Source organism: Streptomyces sp. NPDC001157 (assembly GCF_053598255.1).
In genome coordinates, this window is record NZ_JBSFJW010000007.1 from 68,601 (window position 1) to 88,499 (window position 19,899).

14 protein-coding genes, 2 tRNA genes and 1 pseudogene are annotated in these 19,899 nt (G+C 70.5%); 5 read left to right on the forward strand and 12 right to left on the reverse strand.

Annotated features, from left to right (window positions below; genetic code table 11):
- Position 1 precedes the first annotated feature (1 nt).
- The 6 genes and pseudogenes from ACWDAG_RS15105 to ACWDAG_RS15130 form a co-directional block, all read right to left on the reverse strand.
- Positions 2–1,459 carry a glycosyltransferase gene (locus ACWDAG_RS15105; RefSeq protein WP_450696043.1) on the reverse strand — a complete coding sequence of 486 codons (1,458 nt, stop codon included), beginning with the start codon at positions 1,457–1,459 and terminating at the stop codon, positions 2–4.
- A 14-nt stretch (positions 1,460–1,473) separates the two neighbouring features.
- On the reverse strand, positions 1,474–3,084 hold the full coding sequence (locus ACWDAG_RS15110) for a HAMP domain-containing sensor histidine kinase (protein ID WP_450696044.1): 1,611 nt from the start codon (positions 3,082–3,084) through the stop codon (positions 1,474–1,476).
- Complete coding sequence (locus ACWDAG_RS15115) at positions 3,081–3,821, reverse strand: response regulator transcription factor (protein WP_450696045.1); 741 nt, start codon at positions 3,819–3,821, stop codon at positions 3,081–3,083. The genes ACWDAG_RS15110 and ACWDAG_RS15115 overlap by 4 nt, the downstream gene beginning before the upstream one ends.
- A gap of 128 nt (positions 3,822–3,949) precedes the next feature.
- Positions 3,950–4,407: pseudogene (locus ACWDAG_RS15120) on the reverse strand (amidohydrolase family protein); the annotation flags it as partial.
- 1,251 nt (positions 4,408–5,658) lie between these two features.
- The gene (locus tag ACWDAG_RS15125; protein ID WP_450696046.1) at positions 5,659–6,543 is read right to left on the reverse strand and encodes a DUF2797 domain-containing protein; all 885 of its coding nucleotides are present in this window, start codon (positions 6,541–6,543) and stop codon (positions 5,659–5,661) included.
- An 81-nt stretch (positions 6,544–6,624) separates the two neighbouring features.
- A complete protein-coding gene (locus ACWDAG_RS15130) occupies positions 6,625–7,017 on the reverse strand; it encodes an HGxxPAAW family protein (protein ID WP_450696047.1) in 393 nt (130 codons plus the stop codon).
- 125 nt (positions 7,018–7,142) lie between these two features.
- On the opposite strand from ACWDAG_RS15130, the gene ACWDAG_RS15135 reads away from it, so the two are divergent.
- Positions 7,143–7,619: a MarR family winged helix-turn-helix transcriptional regulator gene (locus ACWDAG_RS15135; protein WP_450696048.1), complete on the forward strand. Its 477-nt coding sequence runs from the start codon at positions 7,143–7,145 to the stop codon at positions 7,617–7,619.
- Between the two features lie 515 nt (positions 7,620–8,134).
- Positions 8,135–8,383: a hypothetical protein gene (locus ACWDAG_RS15140; RefSeq protein WP_030938646.1), complete on the forward strand. Its 249-nt coding sequence runs from the start codon at positions 8,135–8,137 to the stop codon at positions 8,381–8,383.
- Positions 8,384–8,599: 216 nt separating this feature from the next.
- On the opposite strand, the gene ACWDAG_RS15145 is transcribed toward ACWDAG_RS15140, so the two are convergent.
- The 3 genes from ACWDAG_RS15145 to ACWDAG_RS15155 all read right to left on the reverse strand — a co-directional run bounded on the left by ACWDAG_RS15145 (position 8,600) and on the right by ACWDAG_RS15155 (position 10,204).
- The gene (locus ACWDAG_RS15145) at positions 8,600–9,328 is read right to left on the reverse strand and encodes a hypothetical protein (RefSeq protein ID WP_450696049.1); all 729 of its coding nucleotides are present in this window, start codon (positions 9,326–9,328) and stop codon (positions 8,600–8,602) included.
- 513 nt (positions 9,329–9,841) lie between these two features.
- Positions 9,842–9,914, reverse strand: a tRNA-Arg gene (locus ACWDAG_RS15150).
- 199 nt (positions 9,915–10,113) lie between these two features.
- Positions 10,114–10,204: transfer RNA gene (locus tag ACWDAG_RS15155), tRNA-Ser, on the reverse strand.
- A 174-nt stretch (positions 10,205–10,378) separates the two neighbouring features.
- Here ACWDAG_RS15155 and ACWDAG_RS15160 point away from each other — a divergent pair.
- A complete protein-coding gene (locus tag ACWDAG_RS15160; RefSeq protein WP_450696050.1) occupies positions 10,379–10,840 on the forward strand; it encodes an SSI family serine proteinase inhibitor in 462 nt (153 codons plus the stop codon).
- A gap of 249 nt (positions 10,841–11,089) precedes the next feature.
- Positions 11,090–15,214, forward strand: a complete 4,125-nt coding sequence (locus tag ACWDAG_RS15165; RefSeq protein WP_450696051.1) for a PAS domain-containing protein — start codon at positions 11,090–11,092, stop codon at positions 15,212–15,214.
- A 36-nt stretch (positions 15,215–15,250) separates the two neighbouring features.
- On the opposite strand, the gene ACWDAG_RS15170 is transcribed toward ACWDAG_RS15165, so the two are convergent.
- On the reverse strand, positions 15,251–15,829 hold the full coding sequence (locus tag ACWDAG_RS15170; RefSeq protein ID WP_450696052.1) for a TetR family transcriptional regulator: 579 nt from the start codon (positions 15,827–15,829) through the stop codon (positions 15,251–15,253).
- A gap of 182 nt (positions 15,830–16,011) precedes the next feature.
- Between ACWDAG_RS15170 and ACWDAG_RS15175 the strand changes: the two genes are divergently transcribed.
- On the forward strand, positions 16,012–17,208 hold the full coding sequence (locus tag ACWDAG_RS15175) for an MFS transporter (RefSeq protein WP_450696053.1): 1,197 nt from the start codon (positions 16,012–16,014) through the stop codon (positions 17,206–17,208).
- A gap of 284 nt (positions 17,209–17,492) precedes the next feature.
- Here ACWDAG_RS15175 and ACWDAG_RS15180 read toward each other — a convergent pair whose 3' ends face one another.
- Together ACWDAG_RS15180 and ACWDAG_RS15185 are read right to left on the reverse strand one after the other, a co-directional pair.
- A complete protein-coding gene (locus ACWDAG_RS15180; protein ID WP_450696054.1) occupies positions 17,493–19,169 on the reverse strand; it encodes a long-chain fatty acid--CoA ligase in 1,677 nt (558 codons plus the stop codon).
- A 137-nt stretch (positions 19,170–19,306) separates the two neighbouring features.
- Positions 19,307–19,864, reverse strand: a complete 558-nt coding sequence (locus ACWDAG_RS15185) for a SigE family RNA polymerase sigma factor (RefSeq protein ID WP_450696055.1) — start codon at positions 19,862–19,864, stop codon at positions 19,307–19,309.
- Positions 19,865–19,899 lie beyond the last annotated feature (35 nt).

Here is a 19,899-nt window from a genome sequence, read left to right on the forward strand (position 1 = left end):
GTCAGTCCCTCGGATCGGTGTCGGTCGGGCGCACCGGCTGCAGATGCATGGTGGCGTCCTCCCAGCGCTGGTCCGCGACTTCACCGGCGCGGAACCGGGTCGTGTGGTGGTTCTGGTACGGCACGTCCGGGTGCGCAACGGGGCGCTGCGGCAGCGGGGGCTGCGGCTGGTACGCCTGCTGCTCGTACGGCTGCTGCCCGTACGGCTGCTGCCCGCTGTCGCTCTTGTCGGGGAAGACCCATACGCGGAAGAGCAGGAAGCGCAGCACGGTCGCCGCAAGGTTGGCGGCGATGAGGACCGCCAGTTCGGTGGAGTGCCCGGGGTCGGACGTCGCCGCGTTCAGGGCGGCGAGCGAACCGCTGGTCAGGGCGAGCCCGATGCCGAAGACGACCAGGCCCTGCGCCTGGTGCCGGACGGCGCCGCCGCTGCCGCGCACCCCGAAGGTGAGGCGCCGGTTGGCCGCCGTATTGGCGACGGCCGAGACCAGCAGGGCGAGCGCGTTGGCGACCTGCGAGCCGCCGAACTGCCGGAAGAGGCTGTAGAGAAGGAGGTAGAAGAGGGTCGACAGTCCGCCGACGACACAGAACCCGAAGAGTTGGCGGGCCAGCCCCTTCGGTACGTCCTGGATGTCGCGGTCGCGCGGGTCGTCGCCGAACGGCCGGGTGATCCGGTCCAGCGGCAGCGACCCGGTGGCCAGGGCCTTGCCCACGCGCCACACCCCCTTGAGGTCCTCGGTCGCCGTCTTCACTATGTGGACGGTGGAGTCGGGATCGTCGACCCAGTCGACGGGCACTTCGTGGATACGGAGCCCCGCGCGCTCGGCGATGACCAGCATCTCGGTGTCGAAGAACCAGCCGGTGTCCTCGACCAGCGGCAGCAGCACCTGCGCGACATCACGCCGGATCGCCTTGAAGCCGCACTGTGCGTCGGAGAAGCGCGCCTGCAGCGAGCCACGGAGGATCAGGTTGTACGCCCGGCTGATGAACTCCCGCTTGGGACCGCGCACGACGCGGGAGGAGCGGGCCAGCCGGGAGCCGATCGCCAGGTCCGAGTGGCCGGAGATCAGCGGCGCCACCAGGGGGAGCAGCGCGTTGAGGTCGGTGGACAGGTCCACGTCCATGTAGGCGAGGATCGGCGCCTCGGAGGCGGACCACACCGTCCGCAGGGCGCGACCGCGGCCCTTCTGCTCCAGTCGGAAGTTGGAGACCTCGGGGATCTCCGTCTCCAGCCGCGCCGCCGCCAGCGGGGTGGTGTCGGTCGACGCGTTGTCCGCGATCGTGATCCGGAACGCGTACGGGAACGTGCGCTTGAGGTGGTCGTGCAGTCTCAGCACACACGGCTGGAGGTCCTTCTCCTCGTTGTGGACGGGGATCACTACGTCCAGGACAGGCGTACCGGCGTCGCCGGCCGGGAGATGCTCCCGCGCCGGCAGGGTGCCGGGAGAAGAGTCGGTTCGCATGCGGACGACTCTGGTCAAGTGCCCTGTTGCACCCATGTGGTGGCACTGTGGTCTGCCTGTGAGTGCGATTGCCGATTCGTTTCGGGCGCCGGGCGCGGCACCACCGGGGCAAGCGCGGGCAGATGCACGGTGAACACCGTGCGCCCCGGAACACTGTCCACGGTCACGGCACCGCCGTGCGCGGTCGCCACGGCCTGCACGATGGCAAGCCCGAGGCCCGTCGAACCGGAGGCACGGGAACGGGACGAGTCGCCACGGGCGAACCGCTCGAAGACGTGCGGCAGCAGATCCGGCGGGATCCCCTGCCCGCTGTCCTCGACATCCACGCACATCCAGGGCCCGCGCCGCTGTACGCGTGCGGTGATGGTCGTGCCGGGAGCGGTGTGCTTGCGGGCGTTGCCCAGCAGGTTGACCAGCACCTGCTGGATGCGTGCCGCGTCCGCGGACACGAGCGCGGGCTCGTCCGGAAGATCGAGCCGCCAGTTGTGGTCCGTGCCGGCCGCGCGGGAGTCGCTGACCGTGTCGACGACCAGCGGAATGAGGTCGGTCTGCTCGAACTGCAGCGGGCGTCCGGCGTCCAGGCGGGCGAGAAGGAGGAGGTCTTCGACAAGCAGCGTCATCCGGCCCGCCTCGGACTCGATACGGCCGAGGGCGTGCCGGGTGTCGGGCCCGATCTGCTCTCTGCCGCGTCTGGTCAGCTCGGCGTACCCCCGGATGGAGGCCAGAGGTGTCCGCAGCTCATGACTGGCGTCCGCCACGAACTGCCGTACCCGCATCTCACTCTGCTGCCGCGAGTGCAGCGCGCCATGGACATGGTCCAGCATCCGGTTGAGCGCGGCCCCGACCTGCCCGACCTCGGTGTGCGGATCGGTCTCGGACTCCGGGACGCGCTCGGAGAGGTTCACCTCGCCGGTGTGGAGGGGGAGTTCGGAGACCCGGGTGGCGGTGGCGGCAACCCGGCGGAGGGGGCGGGTGGCGACGCCTACGAGGACATAGCCGGCGACCACGGCTGCGCCGAGGCCGGCGGCGGTGACGCTTACCTCTACGAGGATGAGGGTGTTGATGGTGTTGTCGGTTTCCTTGGTGGGGAAGCCGACGTAGTAGCCACCCATGTACTCAACCCGGTACGTGCCCAGTCCCGGAAGGTCCACGGTGTGCGGGCGGCCATCCTGGGAGACCTGACCGAGCGCGGTCATCTGCGCGTCGGTGAGGTCATGGGCACTCATCTCGAAGTCGGAGGCCGACTTCTTGCCGACCTTGCCGTCGGTGACGGAGCCGTTGACGACCGTGGCCGCGATCGTGCCGGGGGGCTGGCCGGGGCCGTGCTTGACGAAGTCGCTGAGATCGATCGTCTTGCGAATCCGACTGTGCTGATTGCCCTGGCCGGGCGCGCCCTTGCCCAGGCCGGGAGGCTGGAAGACGCCCGACGCACGCGACGTGGCCTCATGCAGCTGCCCGTCCAACTGGCCGTAGAGATGAGACCGGAGCGCCAGTGTCGTCACCGTACCGATCACCGCACACACGGTGGCGATCAACACGACCGACGCGACGACGAGCCGCGCTCGCAGGGTGCGCGGCTGTCCCGCTCGTCGCATCTGCGTACGCGGTCGTCGCCGCCCGCTCATGACACGGCGGGCTTGATCAGATAACCGGCTCCCCGCCGGGTGTGGATCATCGGCTCACGGCCGGCGTCGATCTTCCGCCGCAGATACGAGATGTAGAGCTCGACCACATTGGCCTGCCCACCGAAGTCGTACGACCACACCCGGTCGAGTATCTGCGCCTTGCTGAGCACGCGCCGCGGGTTGCGCATCAGGAAGCGCAGCAGCTCGAACTCGGTGGCCGTGAGGTGGATGCCCTCGCCGGCGCGGCTGACCTCGTGACTGTCCTCGTCGAGGGTGAGGTCACCGACCACGAGCACGGAGTCCGAGCGCCGGTCGGCGGCACCGGAACGCCGGATCAGCCCCCGCAGCCGTGCGACGACCTCTTCCAGGCTGAACGGCTTGGTGACGTAGTCGTCGCCACCGGCGGTGAGACCGGCGATCCGGTCCTCCACCGCGTCCTTGGCGGTGAGGAAAAGAACGGGGACGTCCGGCAGCTCACGGCGCAGCCGCCCCAGGACGGCCAGCCCGTCCATGTCCGGCAGCATCATGTCGAGGACGACGGCGTCGGGCCGGAACTCCCGCGCGGTCTGGATGGCACCCGTGCCATCCCCCGCACTCCGGATCTGCCATCCCTCATAGCGAAGGGCCATGGACAGCAGCTCAGTGATCGACATCTCGTCGTCCACCACAAGCACTCGGACGGGGCTCCCGTCCGGCCTCAGCAGTTCGGTGCGCCCCTGGGGCGAGGTCGTGGTCATGGTGGACACACTGTCGGGATCCTCTGAGAGCACCCTTTCGGCAACCTGTGATTTCCCTGAGAAACGCACAGGTACCTCTCAGGGAACCCCTGGGAAGCTCCTGACCTGCGGCACCCGCCCATGGGCTCTCACAGCCCGAACAGCCGCGCCCCGTTGTCATGGCAGACGGCCCGCAGCCACTCGTCCCCCAGCTCCAGCCGCTCCCAGCCGTGGCAGCGCCCGCCGCAGTGCATCACCACGGGGACCCCGGCCTCGGCCAACAACCCCCATGCAGGGTCGAGGAGTTCGCCCGCCGGGTTACGTCCCCACCTGCACATGCACCTTGAAGACACGTGCCCCCGCCTCGATGGCCTGCTGGACGCAACCCGCAACATCCGACTCTGGGAAGGGAGTTGATGTGTGCAGACAGTCCGGAGTGCGGCCGGCGAAGTCCGCGGCCCAGCTGTTGAGCCACTGCGCCATGCCCCGGCTTGTGCGGGTAGAGCATGGCGGTGAAGCGACCCACGCCGAACTCCCTTATCAGCGCGATCTGTTCCGCTTCCTCCTTCCGGTATGTGATGGGCCATTCGACGCCACCGGTCAGCGGCCGCCTCAGGCACGGAAGAGGTGCCAGTGAACCGGGAACAGGAACGCAGGTATTCCCGCTCGTCAGAGACATGGCGGGACGATTCCGCGGCGAGTCACACGATTGGCCGCGCCCGAGATGAAACCTGCCGCAGGAGTCTGCAGAGTGAGGGACAAGAAGCAACACACCAAACACGCTTGGAGATATCCATGTCACGAATAATCGCGTTCGGCGCCGCCCTTGGCTTCGCTCTCGCAGCCACGGCCGGATCCGCGATGGCCGCGCCGTCAGTCCTTCACACCGCCACAAAGACCGCAACGGTCCAGTCCAGCACGATCGCCTACCACGGCGGTGATGATGGCGACTGTGACGGCGTCGGCAACCAGTGTGCATGACACCTATCCCCGCGTGAGATAGGGGCAGGCAGAGGAGGAGGGCTTTGCGCCTGTCATTTCCTCCTCTGCCTTCCTAACGCGCAACACTCACTCTACGAATAAACCGCGGTCGATGTCGGCCTCGCCATAGGCCCAGATCCAGGCCCAGATCCAGGAGTCAGCCTGATACAGCCGGAGTAGCCCAGAGGTCAGTCGGGTTTGCCAATTCACTGCTAATTTTGGTTGTTTAAACGTTGGTTGCCGCTCGTCGCCAGCGGCCTTCGAAATAGCCTGATTCAACGACTCCGCGGCCGGTCCGGCTTGGCGGGACTCCTTGTGCGCAGTCAGGTGCCCCGGGCGGCTTCCAAATGGGTGGGGGAGGTGGCTCCGCCCTGCGGCCCTGGGTCAGGCAGCAGGGTGCACTTCCGCCAACTGGTGTCGCTGAGCGGGGGGGGAGGCAGTCCGATGTGACCGCAGGTCAGTTCGCGCGCGGCAACCGCGTATCCACAGTCCTCGCTCCGCAAGCTGGGTGGTGAGCGCGGTTGGGTGCCCTTCCGTGATCACGACATTCGGACTCTGTGCGATCTGCTGAGCCTGGCCGAGACCGACCGCGAGCGCCGCAAGGCCGAGGGGTGGTGGAGTAGTACCCCGAGTTGCGCTCTCTCGTGGAGTACGTGGCCCCGGAGGACATCGCGACAGGCGCGCGTACCTGGCATGGCGCAGTCCTTACCTGGCAAGGCGCCTTCGTGCCGGGCTTCTTGCAAACGCCGGACCATGCCCGGGCTCCGGCTATCGGCAACGCCGATTGGGACGACCCGCGGCCGTGAGGTCATGCGCGTACAACTGGCACACCTGGTCGAGGCGCCGCACGCCGGCCCGTCCAGGTGCGACCGACAACTCAGAACAAGCCGTCCTGCGCGCTGGGTCCACGCTTCAACTCCTTTATCGGAAGGGTGAGTTCGCCCTCGCCTACAGGTCCCTCGACAGGGAGCAACTCCCACCCCCGCATCAACCGCGTATCCAGCACAACGACGCCACGCGCGGCCACCAGATGCAGATCCGGCCCGGCCGCCGCAACCAACCGCCCGCTCACCGCCCCGCCCGCGACAAGCTCGGTCACCTCGCCGACGGCGGACGGCAGGTCGGCGAGCCCGAACACCTCGGCGTGATCGACCGGTTGGCAGGGCTCACGGGCCAGTGACTCCGGCCAGCCGTCGAGTGCGAGCGCCCGCCCGTGCAACTCCTCGACCTCTGCCGCCCGCTCCGCCTCCGCCACCGGCAACCCGGACCGCACCGCCCGCTTCTCGGCGTACGGAATCCGGTCCGGCACCTGGAGCGCGGCCCGCAGCAACTCCTCGGTGCGCCGCGCCGCCATCAGCGGCCCCACCCCCAGCCAGCTGAAGCACACCGCACCCTGCTCAAGCAGCCGAGCGGAGCCCCGCTCCTCGGCCGTGATCCCGACCTTGACCATGCCGGGCCCGAACCACGCCAGATACACGTGGTACGGCCGCGGGTCGTCCGCGATCGTGTCGGCGGCCACCGAGTGCGCCCGGTCCAGCCGCGCACACTCCTCGCACCGCGCCCCCGTACTCCGCCCCGGCACGACCACCCGCACCGGACAAGCATGTCCCCGCGCTCCCACACACGTCCGCACACCCCCGTCCGCGACCCTGAAGGCCACCCTTTTCCCCCAGGTCAGCGCCGAGCACCGCCCGCCGTCCCATGCCAGCACGGGACCGCCTGCCGCCCATCGCAGCCCCGAGCACTTCCATGCCTGTGCCATCGCCTTCGAGAGTAGGGGGCGGCACTGACAATGGGCCGCGCCGAGGGTGTTTGAGCAGGTCGACGTCCTGGTGCAGCCGGTTCAGCGCCCTGACTCAGCGACTGCAGCAGGCTCCGGCTCTCCGCCGCCGGCCGCGACCACCGCGCCGTACGACTCCGCCGTACGACCTGCTCCCCGCCCGCGCCCGGCCAGCCGGCAGCCGACGCACCCGGGATGCCCCTCCCGCGCCGCCAGATCCCGTACCCGCCATCCCCACTGCTCCCTGGGCCGCCGCCCCGGCGGCTTGCCCCACCCCGCAAGGTGCAGCGCCCAGGTCACCAGGACGCTCACGACCACGATGCCGAGCCCTCCGGCCAGCGCTATCACCGATGCCGTACACACCCCGAGCCCCAGCACCACAGCCCCCGCACTCGCGACCGCGAAACCGGTCCAGCCCGCGACCGTGTGCCCCTCGTCATACTGGTGTGCGCTCATGTACCCGCCTCCCCGAGGACGAACGGGATCCGGACGGCGACCGGACAGTACGGCCGCCAGATCCCTCACCTCCTAAGAAATTTACCTCATAAACCTCTCACGATCTAAGGGAATCAGGAATCCGGATGCAAGCCAAGCCGCGCCCGACCGCCACCCCGGCCCAGGCGCTGTCGGCGATGGACCACCTCATCGCGACCAGCCTGATCGGCCAGCAGGAGATGGCCCAGCGGATCGGCCTGAACGTCACGGACCTGACCTGCTTCGCCTACGTCATCGAGGCCGGCGAGAACCTGCTCACGGCCGGTGACCTGGCAGCCCGCGCCCACGTCACCACGGGCGCGGTCACCGGGATCCTCAACCGTCTGGAACGCGCCGGTTACGTCACCCGCCGCCCCGATCCGACGGACCGTCGCCGGGTCCGCGTGGCCGCCCTGCCGGACGCGGAGGCCCGTGTCCGCGAGGTCTACGAGCCGTACTACGCCCGCCTGAACGAGCTCTTCGCCGACTACTCCCCCGACGAAATCGCCGTCCTGACCGACTGGTTCACCCGCGCGAGCGCCCTGGCGGCCGGTTACCTGGAAGAGCACTGCCGAACGGACTGAGCCGGACCTGCTGCGGGCCGGTATCCCGCTCCACGCCGAGCAGCTTCGGCGAGGGCGGGCCGCCCACCCCACGGGTGCGGCGACCAGGCGCGGCACCGTTGAACCCGGAGCACCCTCACGAGAGCGAGCTCGCCCCGCTGCCCACCGCCTGGGATCTGGCCCACCCGGCCCTCGCCGGCCACGAGTGGCGGCACGTGCTGGACGAGATCGCCCACCCGAGCACCACCGAGGCCCTCCACCCCCTCGCGGCCCGCCGCTTGAACTCGTCCATCTGTGTCGGTGTCAGATCACCACGACCACGAGGCCCCCGAAATCCTTCGGGGCCTCAAATACGCGTGAAACCAACAGGATTCGGACCTGTCACAGGCCGGAGCGACGATACCCGGTTCGCCCGGTTGCGCGTCTTTGACCCCGTATGCCAGCCCCGAAGAGCGCGGCGAGACATATCGGATTAGCCTCCCAAATGAGCGCTTAGTGGATCTTAGAGGTGCGCTCATCCGACCCAAGGAGGAGTAATGCGCAAGCTTCAGAAGGCCGCTGTCGCGGCCGCCATCCTCGGCAGCTTCACCCTCATAGCCACCGGCACCGCCACCGCCCAGCCCGCGAACCTCATGCATGAAGGCGGCGGGTGCAGGTCCCACGACCTGAATGTCGACATCCTCGGCCAGGTGGGACTGCTCAACGGCCTTCTGGGCAATGCGCTCAATGGCGAGGGCAACGCGGGCGGCCAGAACAACCACGTCGGCTCCAGTACCTGCGATTAGGTGGCCGCTGATCGCGTCACGTAGCTGACCGACTTGGGTCTCGGCGCCCGGAGCACAGCTCCGGGCGCCGAGCGCTGTCTCCACCCACGACCGCCGCACTCCCCAGATACAGGAGGCCCCGCATCTCTCCGGGGCCTCTCATCTGTGTGTCAAGTCCCCTACCGCCCTTGGCAGAAGTCCGCAGACCGGCAGTCATCCGCCGATCGCGCGCGGCTGTCAGGCGGAGTTCCCGCGGCGGGACCTGGCTCTCAGGAGCAGTGCCCCCGCCACGCCGGCGAGGATCATGCCGCCCACGGTCCAAGCCACCACGCCGAGGCGCGATGCGGCGGCGGAATGCGCGGCCGTCTGCTCCGTGGAGCAGGCCTTGCCTCGGGCGTGACCGGTGACGCGCAGCCGGGCCCACGGCCTGTCGGGGCCGGACAGGTGGGCGTCGTGCCGGTAGACGACGTAGAGGCCGGGAGTTGCGTCGCACTTGAGGGTGGTGGTGGCGGACAGGACCGCCTTGGCGCCGCGCAGGACGGGGTGGTCGGTGAAGGCACGCGAGGTGAGGCTGATGTCCCCGTCCGCTCCCTCGTCGTCGTTGTCGGTGATCGTGATGCGGTGGCCGGCCCGCAAGGTCCGCACGTCCCACTCCGACTGGGGCCACGTGGCGCCCGGAGCCCAGCGCTCCTCCGGGGCGGGCCGGAGCGGTTCCTTCACCTTGTCGCGGCAGACCCGGCGCGCGGCCTCGTCGGCCGGCTCGACGCGCACCCGCGCCCAGCGGAACGGGTGCTCGTCCGGGCCCACGTCTCCAGCGCCACGCCGCAGGACCGGATAGGTGCCGGGCTCGGCCTCGCAGGCGATGGTGACGGTGGTGGTCAACAGCGGGTCCATCATGCGCAGCCGGTCCGGCCGCCAGGAGGGGCAGCAGGAGCGGGAGCGGGAGCGCCACCCGTGCGGCAGCACGGAATCTGTCCATCGCCTTTGTCAGTCCTGTCTTTTGACGTCGTGCCGGACAGCGCCGCGGGGTCAGTATGCTGACCGCATTCCATGTCGAACGGGCGTGCGATTAAAGAGGGTTGGGCATCGCTCGCCGTTCGGCTGACTTCAAGACGGAATGACACGTCGTTGCGTTCCGGACAGACCGGACAGAGCTGGGTTCCGGCCCTCGCCCCAGGTCTGTGCGCGGACATACTCGGCACCGGACCGCCGGCCACCGCCGTCCGGCACAACCGAGCCCGAGCACTTCGCCGACCACAGAACCGGAGGGACCTTCTTCTTCGACGGCAGCGACATGATCGCGGTCTGGACCGACGGCGAGGTCACGCTCCACCCCGACAACGGACACGGCGGCCACGACACCGAGCGGCACCGGAAGGAGGCGCCCCCCTCCGCCTGATCAACCGTTCCCGCACTTCGCCGACTTACGCCACGGAAAACACCAAGGGCCCCGGATCTCTCCGGGGCCCTCGACCTGTGTGCACTCGGCAGGATTCGAACCTGCAACCTTCTGATCCGTAGTCAGATGCTCTATCCGTTAAGCTACGAGTGCTTGTTTTGTTTTCCCGCCGGTCCTGGTCCTTTCGGCCCGCTCGCGGCGACAGGAAGAACATTACATGACTGCCGCCGCCATGTGAAATCCGTTTGCCGTACCCCTTGTGACCTGCGGAAACGCCTCTACGGGCGCTTGCGGGAACGACCGGGAACGACGAAGCCCCGGTCGCGTGGACCGGGGCTTCGGTGATCTTGCGCGGAGGCGGAGGGATTTGAACCCTCGATGGGCTTTAAGGCCCAAACCGCATTAGCAGTGCGGCGCCATAGACCGGACTAGGCGACGCCTCCCGCACAGCCGCCCGCGCGAGCGCGAGTGGTGCGTGCAGATGATGACACAGTCGAGCGTGCTGTCACCAATCGGCTCCCACGGTACTAGGCAGGCAGGCCGCAGGGCAAAGTCCTTTCGGGCCGTGCCGAGCCTCTTGACCGTGCCGACCTGGGGGGTGGGGCGTTAGTCAGGTCATGTTCGCTCGGATTCTCGTCGTCGCCGCGACCGCCGCCGCCTCCGTCGTGCCCGCCGTCGCCCACGCCGATGTCGGCCGCCCCGCCCTCGCGCCGCCGCCCGTGCAGGAGGAGGACCGGGCCGGCGACCACCTCACGGTCACCGTCCGGCATGCGGGCGACGGTGCGGACGGGACGTTCGAGCTCCAATGCCATCCCGGAAGCGGCGACCATCCCGATGTCAGCGGTGCGTGCGAGATGCTCGATCGGGTCGCCCGGTGGGGCAGGGACACCTTCGCGCCCGTGCCCGAGGACAGCGTCTGCACCATGCAGTACGGCGGGCCCGCCACCGCACATGTCACCGGGAGGTGGGCCGGGCGGCCCGTCGACGCGTCGTACGACCGCAGCGACGGATGTCAGATCGGCCGCTGGGACCGGCTTGTGCCGTTGCTGCCCGATCTGCGGCCCCAAGGGCAACCGTAGGGACTCGCACAGGGGTCTCCCGGGGGAAACCCAAGGCTCGGTGAGAGTCCGGCGAAGGTCTCGCGAAAGCCTGCGCAGGCCAGAGGATGCGGGCACACGTTCTACTTCAACTCGTCGTGCGACCTCCCTCTCATCCGGCGTCGCGAGCGCAACCACTGCCCTTAGACTCCCTCGCGTGACACGTCGCGGGCCGGTTGGCAAGATGGCCCGAGCGGTCGGCAAGGTGCGGTAACAGGGAGGAAGCGTCTCGTGAGCAGCAGGCCATCCCGAGGCGCTGCTCGCCTCGCAGCCATACTCGACGCGCTTCCCGATGCGTTGGTGCTGGTCAACGCCAATGGGACCGTCGTCAACGCGAACACCATCGCGCTTGAGGCCTTTGAAGCGCCGGGGACGGCTCTCGTGGGGCGGGGGCTGCTCGATCTGCTGCCGCAGTTCGACTCCAAGCTCATCCCGGGGTCCATGCGGCGGCCCGATCACATGGATCCCGCCGGGCGGACCAAGCCGACGCGGATGATCGCTCGACGGACCGACGGGGTCGAGTTCCCCGTCGAGGTCACCAGCGCCAACCTCGAGAACGGACAGCAGGCCTACGACGGTTACGGCTACAGCGGCGACGAGCTGCTGATGCTCGTCGTGCGCGACCTGACCGGGACCGTGGACACCGAGGCCGAGCTGGCGCGTTCCCAGCGGCAGACCGAGATGATCCTGCGGGCCGCGTCCGAGGGTGTGGTCGGGACCGACACCGAGGGTCGGATCGTCCTCGTCAATCCGGCCGCCGCTCAGATACTGGGTTATCGGGCGAGTGATCTCGGCGGCAAGGAGCTGCACGGGCTCGTGCTGCACTCGCGAGCCGACGGTTCCCCGTTCCCGTACGAGGAGTCCGCGCTCGCCGACACCCTGCGTTCCGGACGGAAGCACCGGGTGCGTGGGCAGGTGCTGTTCTCCAAGGGCGGGGAGAAGGTCTCCGTCGATCTGACCACCGCGCCGGTGCGGGACGGGGACCAGCTCGTCGGTGCCGTGATGACCTTCGCCGACCGGCGGCCGTACGATGCGCTCGCCGAGGAGAAGGCCGCCGCCGAGAAGCGGCATGCGGAGGAGATCGAGCGGCTCGAGGAGGAGCAGGCCTCCGAGCTCACCGCCCTGCGCCAGAAGCACGTCACCGAGCTCGAGGAGCTGCAGGAGCAGCACGACGAGGAGCTTGCGGCGGGCGAGGAACGGTATGCCGCGCTCGGTGAGCGGGAGAAGGACCGGTACGAGGCCCTTGCCGGGCGGCACGAGCAGCTGCTGACACTGCTGGGGCGGTCGCTTCGCGGACCGCTGGACGAGCTGCGGCGGGAGCTCGCCGCCCTCGCCGCCGACGACGCCGGGCAGCTGTGGCCCGAGGCCAATCAGGTGCTGCATCACCTGTCGGCCGGGTACTCGCGGATCACGACTCTCATCGACAACGTCCTCGGCTACCAGCTGCTCGATGCCGGGACCGAGCAGATCACTCGTACGAAGGTCATGCTCGACGCCGTGGTCGCCGCCGGTGTCGACGGGGCCGTGGAGCTGATCGGCCCCGGGCGGGTGCAGTTCGCCGTCCACGCGCCGCCCATCGAGGCCGAGGTCGACCCGCAACGCCTGGCGAGCGCGCTCGCCCATCTGATCGCGGATGTCGCCGGTGTCGACGCGACCGGCAACGCGCCCGTGTCGGCGGGCGGTTACATGGACAACACGGTCGTCGTGGCCGCCGCGCAGCGCGGTGAGGTCGTACGGATCGAGGTGCGCGGGCCGTATGCCGGGGGAGACCCGGTGCACGAGCCGATCGTGCGCGGGATCGTGCGGGCCCATGGCGGTGTGCTGCAGACGCATGAAGTGCCCGGGATGAGCGGCAGCGCGTATGTGCTGGAGGTGCCCATCGGGGGCGGGGCCGGGGCCGTCGCGGCCGACGGCCCGGTCGAGGCTTCGGGTGCCGAGTCCGACGAGGGTGTCCCGTCCGACCAGACCTCCGGTGGCGGGCGGCGGCGTGGTCGGCGGTCGTCCGTCGACGCCTTCCTGGACGGCGAGGCTCCGGGGGAGTCCGGTGACCTGGCCGATGCCGGTGACGCGGAGGGCGGAGTGCCCACCGGGCGGCGTCGCAGGCGCGCGGTCGAGGAGTCGGCGGCCGCCGCGGCCTCGGCCGCGGGTGCGCTGGAGGTCTCCGGTGGTACCGGCCGGCGGCGCGGGCGGTCGGCGGAGGGGGCCGGTGACGGGGTCGCCGAGGGTGCCGTCGTCATGGCCGGCGAGCACGGCGCCGGGACCGCGGCCGTCGGTACGGGGCTGGGTGGGACCGTTCCTCCGCAGGGCGTGCCCGCGCCCGGCGGTCGGCGTGCGCGGCGCGATGGCGGCGAGCAGCGCGCCTTGCCCGCGGCCCTGCCCGCGGGCCGGACACCGTCCGAACAGCCGGTCCAGGCCGAGCAGGCCGCAATCGCACAGAACGTACAGAACGCCGAGAACGCCGAGCCGACCGGGCGCCGTCGCCGCGCCCTGGCCGCCGCGAACGACCGCGCCGCCGCGCAGGAAGCGGCCCCGCGTTCGGTGTTCGCGCTGCCCCCGGCGGAGGCGGACCGGGTTCCCGCCGCGGGTGTGCCGGCGCAGGCGCCGGTGCCTGGGCAAGCATCCGTACCGGTGCAGGGGCAGCCTCAGGTTCCGGGGCAGTCGCCGGTTCCGATTTCTGTTCCGCCGCAAGTTCCTGTTCAGCCGCAGGTTTCTGTCCCGCCACAGGTTCCTGTTCCGCCGCAGGTTCCTGTTTCGCCACAGGTTCCTGTTTCGCCGCAGGTTCCCGGGCCCGGTGGCCAGGATGCTTCCGGTGACGGGCTGGTCGACGACGGTCGTCACGATGCCGTTCCGCACGACCAGTCCGGCGACCACACTCCGCCGCAGCCGCACCCCACGAGCGCGCCGACGGGCCGCCGTCGCCGTGCCGTGGCGCAGGAGGCCGGCGGACAGACGGCAGAGCAGGGGGTGCCGGTGCAGCAGGCCGCGCCCGTTGCCGCACAGGCCGCCGCCGCGCAGAACGGCACCGGCCAGGCCGTACCTGACGCCGCCGCTCAGCCGCTTCCCGCTGCGCCCGCGGAGGCGCCCGCCGGTCAGTCCACCCCGGCCCCCGGCACCCCGCTCCCCCCGGAGGCCCCCGCGGCGCAGGGCCAGGCACCGGCACGTCCCGCCCAGCCCCTCCCCGCCGAAGCAGCCGCCGCGCCCGCCGCACCGGCAGCCCCCGTCGACCCGAACTCCGCGCAGAGCCAGGCGATCAGCGTGCGGACCTTGGGCCAGGGGGTGCCCTTCACCCGGCAGGCCGCGCAGGTGCAGCAGCCGTCTTCGACACCCGCGCCGCACAACCCGAGCGGTTCCGGCCGGCGTCGCAAGCTGGGGACGCGGACCGAGCCCGCCGCCGCGGCACCGGAGCAGGCGGCCCGTCCGCACCCGGCGGCCGAACAGACGCCCGTAGCGGCGCAGCCTCAGCCGTCGATGGCCGGGCAGTCGCGGCTGGCGCAGATGACCGAGGGCACCGGGCGGTCGTACGCCATAGGGGCGCCGGACGAGAACGCCGCCGAGGGGCCGGAGCCGCTGGACGGTCCCGGTGGGGCCGTGGAGATCGCGGACACCCCGCGCCCGGTGCCGCTGGACGACGAGTTGCCGCCGGAGCCGCTCGACAACCCGCGGCGGCTGCTGGTCTGGCCGGCTCCGGACGTGACGACCCAGCAGGCGCTGAGCGACCGCGGCTACCGGCCGGTGATCGTGCAGTCGCGCGAGGAGGTCGACGCGCAGATCGCGGCCTTCCCCGCTGCCCTGTTCGTGGACCCGCTGACCGGGCCGATCACCCGGACCGCGCTGCAGTCGCTGCGGCAGGCTGCGGTGGCGTCCGAGGTGCCGATCATGGTGACCGCGGGGCTCGGACAGGCGACGCGCGAGGCGGCGTACGGCGCCGACCCCGCCGTACTCCTGAAGGCGCTCGCGCCGCGGGACAGCGAGCAGCATCCGCCGCGGGTGCTGCTGATCGAGGAGCATGCGGAGATCGCGCTGGCGCTGACCGCGACGCTGGAGCGGCGCGGGATGCAGGTGGCGCGGGCCGCGAGTGACGCGGACGCGGTGACGCTGGCGGGGCAGCTCAGGCCGAACCTGGTGGTGATGGACCTGATGCAGGTGCACCGGCGCCAGGCCGGGATCATCGACTGGCTGCGGGCGAACGGCCAGCTCAACCGCACCCCGCTGGTCGTCTACACCGCTGCCGTCGACCAGGCCGACCTGCCGCGGCTGGCCTCCGGCGAGACCGTCCTGTTCCTCGCCGAGCGTTCCACGAGCGGCGAGGTGCAGAGCCGGATCGTCGATCTGCTGTCGCGGATCGGGACCAACTAGCCCTCCCCAAGGGCTACTTCCAGCCCTCCCCAGGGGCTACTTCGCGACGAGCCTGCGTGCCGCCTCCTTGATCGAGGTGCGCAGGCGGTCGCGGTCGGTGTCGTCGGTGCCCGCGAGGATGCGGCGCATCTGGGGGACGACGACGGCCCAGTTGGCCAGCGCGGTCAGCAGAAGGAGCAGGTCGCGGGGCGGGATGGCGTCGGTGATGACGCCGCGGGCCTGGCCGTCCTGCAGCGCCGCCACCTTCAGGCGGTAGTGCTCCTGACGCTCGGCCTCGTCCGGCAGGTCGGTGGTGCCGTACTCCATGCCCTCCCAGAAGAGCAGGCGCAGTACCTCGGGGTGGGTCTCGTGGTAGTCCATCAGGCGGTCGATCCAGCCCTCGATGTCGTCCGGGTCGACGGGGACGGCCGCCGCCAGGTCGAGCATGACCTTCTCCAGGACCTTGGTGAACAGCTCCGCCTTGTTGCCGAAGTAGGCGTAGATCAGCTGCTTGTTGGCCTTGGCCGCGGCGGCGATGCGGTCGATGCGGGCGCCCGCGATGCCGTGGGCGGCGAACTCGGCGACCGCCGCCTCGAAGATCCGGGCCCTGGTGGCCTCGGGGTCTCTGACTGCCATGGGGGCAGGGTACCGCTCCGAGGTCGGTAACCAACTATTTGGTTGACAGGGAATCGGCGGGTGGTGCACGGTGTTGTCCTTCCAACCAACCAGTTAGTTGTTAGAGCTGGCTCGAAGGAACCCGAGGAACTCGAAGCAACTCGAAGCAACTCGAAGGAACACTCGAAGGAGTCCGTCCGCTCATGCCGTCCACCACCGCAGCGCAACCGGTCCGGACCGCCGTCACGGAGCCGGCAGTCGCATCCCGCCTGCTCCTGCCCCTCATCGCCCTGTGCACCGCCGTCACGGCCGCCAACATCTATCTCGCGGCGCCCCTGCTCCCCCTCATCGCCCACGACTTCGGCTCGACCCCCTCGGCGGTCGCCTGGATCGCCTCGGTCGCACAGTTCGGCTACGCGGCCGGGCTGCTCTTCTTCGCCCCGCTCGGCGACAGCGTGAACCGGCGCCGACTGGTCGCCGTCCTGTCCCTGGTCACCGCCGCGGCCCTGGTCGTCGGCGCCACGGCCGCCGGGACCACCGCACTCGCGGCCGCGGTGCTGGTCGCCTCCGCGGCAACGGTCGTCCCTCAGCTGCTCGTCCCCCTGGTCGCCGCCCGCGCCCCCGCGGACCGCCGCGCCCGCCATGTCGCCGCCGTCATCTCCGGCCTGTTCGCCGGCATCGTGGCCGCTCGGGTGCTCGGCGGGCTGGTCGGTCAGGCCTTCGGCTGGCGGACGGCCTTCCTCGGCGCGGCGGCGCTGACCGCCGTGCTGGGTCTCGTGACCGCGCTCGCCCTCCCCGCGGAGACGCCCCGCCGCCAAGGTTCGCTCTTCTCTGGCCTCGCCGCCATGCCGTCCGTCGTGCGCCACTCGCCCGACCTGTGGCGCGCGTGCCTGCGCCAGGCGGGGATGTACGGCGCCTGGAGCGCCCTGTGGACCTCGCTCGCCCTGCTGCTGACCGGCGAGTCCTACGGCCTGTCCACCGCGACCGCCGGTCTGTTCGGCCTCTTCGGGCTCACCGCGAGCGCGGTGGCGCCCCTGGCCGGCGGGCTGGTCGACCGCTTCGGCGCCGCCAAGGTCGTACGGTCCGCGTATCTGCTCGCCGCCGTGTCCGTCCCACTGTTCTGGCTGGGCGGGCACATGATCGTCGCCCTCTTCGCCGCCGCGATCGCCGTCCACGCGGCCCTCGTCGCCTCCCACGTCGCCAACCAGACCCTCGCCCTGACCACGACCTCGACCCCGGCCACCGCCAACAGCGCCTACGTCGTCGCAGGCTTCGCCGGCGGCGCCGCCGCCTCGGCCCTGGCCGGCCTCGCCTTCGGCCACTGGGGCTGGGGTGGGGTGTGCGCGGTGGCAGGGCTGTGGCTGATGCTGGGGTGGGGGGCTACCGCCGTGCGGCGGTGAGATTCGTCGTACGGCGGTGAAAGTCGCATGTCGGCGGTGAGAGTCGTCGCACGAGGGCGAAGTCGCATGTCGGCGGTGAGAGTCGCCCTACAGCCGCGCAGCCGTACACCGGTGAGGGCCTGTGCGGCGGTCGGATCCGTGGTGCCGACGGCTGGATCCGTGTGTGCGGTGGAGACCCGTGGTTCGACGGTGAACGCCGTCGTACGGCGGGTCCGGGCCGCCGCCCAGCGGTCCGGTCACCGCACGCCGGGTCCGGGCCGCCGCGCGACGGTCACGGTCATCGCTCAGAGCTTGGTGACGTCCAGTTCCCCCTCCGCGTACTGCCTGCGCAGCACCTTCTTGTCGAACTTGCCCACGCTCGTCTTCGGCACCGCCTCGATGATCGTCCAGCGCTCCGGGAGCTGCCACTTGGCGATGTGGCCCTCGTCGGCGAGGAAGGCGCGCAGGGTCTCGAAGTCGGCGGTGGCGCCCTCCTTCAACACGACCGTGGCCAGCGGGCGTTCGCCCCACTTCTCGTCGGGGACGGCGACCACGGCTGCCTCGGCGACGTCCGGGTGGGACATCAGGGCGTTCTCGAGGTCGACGGAGGAGATCCACTCGCCGCCGGACTTGATGACGTCCTTGGCGCGGTCGGTGAGGGTGAGGAAGCCCTCGGCAGAGATCGTCCCGACGTCCCCCGTCTTCAGCCAGCCGTCCTCGCTGAACTTGTCGGCCGGGCGCAGGGGTTCGCCGTCGGGGCCGTTGTAGTAGGCGCCCGCGATCCAGTTGCCGCGGACCTCCAGCTCACCGGCGGACTTGCCGTCCCAGGGGAGGCGCTCACCGCCGGGGCCGCTCAGCCGGGCCTCGACGCCGGCCGGGAAACGGCCCTGGGTCAGGCGGTACGCGAACTCCTCCTCCGTACCGACCGCGTGGGCCGGCGGGCGGGCGATCGTGCCCAGCGGGGAGGTCTCGGTCATGCCCCAGGCGTGACAGACCCGCATGCCCAGCTTGTCGAAGGCCTCCATGAGCGAGGGCGGACAGGCCGAGCCGCCGATGGTCACCTGGGTGAGGGCGGAGACGTCGCGCGGCTTGGCGGTCAGCTCGGCGAGCAGACCCTGCCAGATGGTGGGGACGGCCGCCGCATGGGTCGGGCGCTCGGACTCGATCATCTCGGCGAGCGGCGCCGGCTGCAGGAAGCGGTCCGGCATCAGCAGGTTGACGCCGGTCATGAAGGTGGCGTGCGGCAGACCCCAGGCGTTGACGTGGAACTGGGGGACCACCACGAGCGAGGTGTCCTGGTCGGTCAGGCCCATCGACTGGGCCATGTTGACCTGCATGGAGTGCAGATAGATCGAACGGTGGCTGTACACCACGCCCTTGGGGTCGCCCGTGGTGCCGGAGGTGTAGCACATGGCGGCGGCCTGGCGTTCGTCCAGCTCCGGCCAGTCGTAGCCGGTCGGCCTGTCCGCGATCAGGTCCTCGTACTCGTGCACCTGGGGGCGGGCGCCCTCGAGGAGGGAGCGGTCACCGGGGCCGGTGACGACGATGTGCTCGATCGTGGGCAGCTTCGGCAGCAGCGGGGCGAGCAGCGGGAGCAACGAGCCGTTGACGATGACGACCCTGTCGGCCGCGTGGTTGACGATCCACACCAGCTGTTCGGCCGGGAGGCGGAGGTTGAGCGTGTGCAGCACCGCGCCCATGGAGGGGATCGCGAAGTAGGCCTCGACATGCTCGGCGTTGTTCCACGCGAGGGTCGCCACCCGGTCGGCGTCCACGACCCCGAGTTCCTCGCGCAGAGCGTGCGCGAGCTGGGCGGCGCGGGCTCCGATCTCGGCGAAGGAGCGGCGGTGCGGCTCGCCCTCCCCGGTCCAGGTGGTCACCTGCGATGTCCCGTGGACCGTCGACCCGTGGGTCAGGATCCTCGAGATCAGCAGCGGTACGTCCTGCATCGTGCTCAGCACGGTGTCCTCCCGGGGCGACATTGCCTACGCGGCGGCAAGGGTTGCGCTGATTCTGCGCACATACCGCGCGGTATGTCACTAGGTGCCGATGATCGATCACATCACGTCGGCCACCAATTGCCACCAGGTAGGCCCTCAACGGGCCCCAGGCAGCCGCATTACCGCACAAGCCCCAGCTCAGGATCCTCGCGCAACTTGCCCAGCGCGCGCGACACCGCAGACTTCACCGTACCCACCGACACACCGAGCACCTCGGCCGTCTGGACCTCGCTGAGGTCCTCGTAGTACCTGAGGACGACCATCGCTCGCTGCCGGGCGGGCAGCTTCATGATCGCCCGCCACATCGCGTCGTGCAGTGCCTGCTGCTCGGCCGGGTCGTCCCCGCCCCGCACGGGCTCCGGCTCGGGCAGCTCCTCGCACACGAACTCGTCGACCCTGCGCTTGCGCCACTGCGAGGTGCGCGTGTTGACCAGCGCCCGGCGCACATAGCCGTCGAGCGCACGGTGGTCCTCGATCCGCTCCCAGGCGACATATGTCTTGGTGAGCGCGGTCTGCAGCAGGTCCTCCGCGTCGCTCGGGTTGCCGGTCAGCGACCGGGCGGTACGCAGCAGCACGGGCTGCCGGGCCCTCACGTACGACGCGAACGACGGATACGGGAGGGTCAGCGCCGCTGGCTCGGCAGCGGTCGAGGCGCTGGTGCAGACGGGTGTGGTCATGGCTCCACGCTATGAGCGAGGGCACCTCCGGCTCA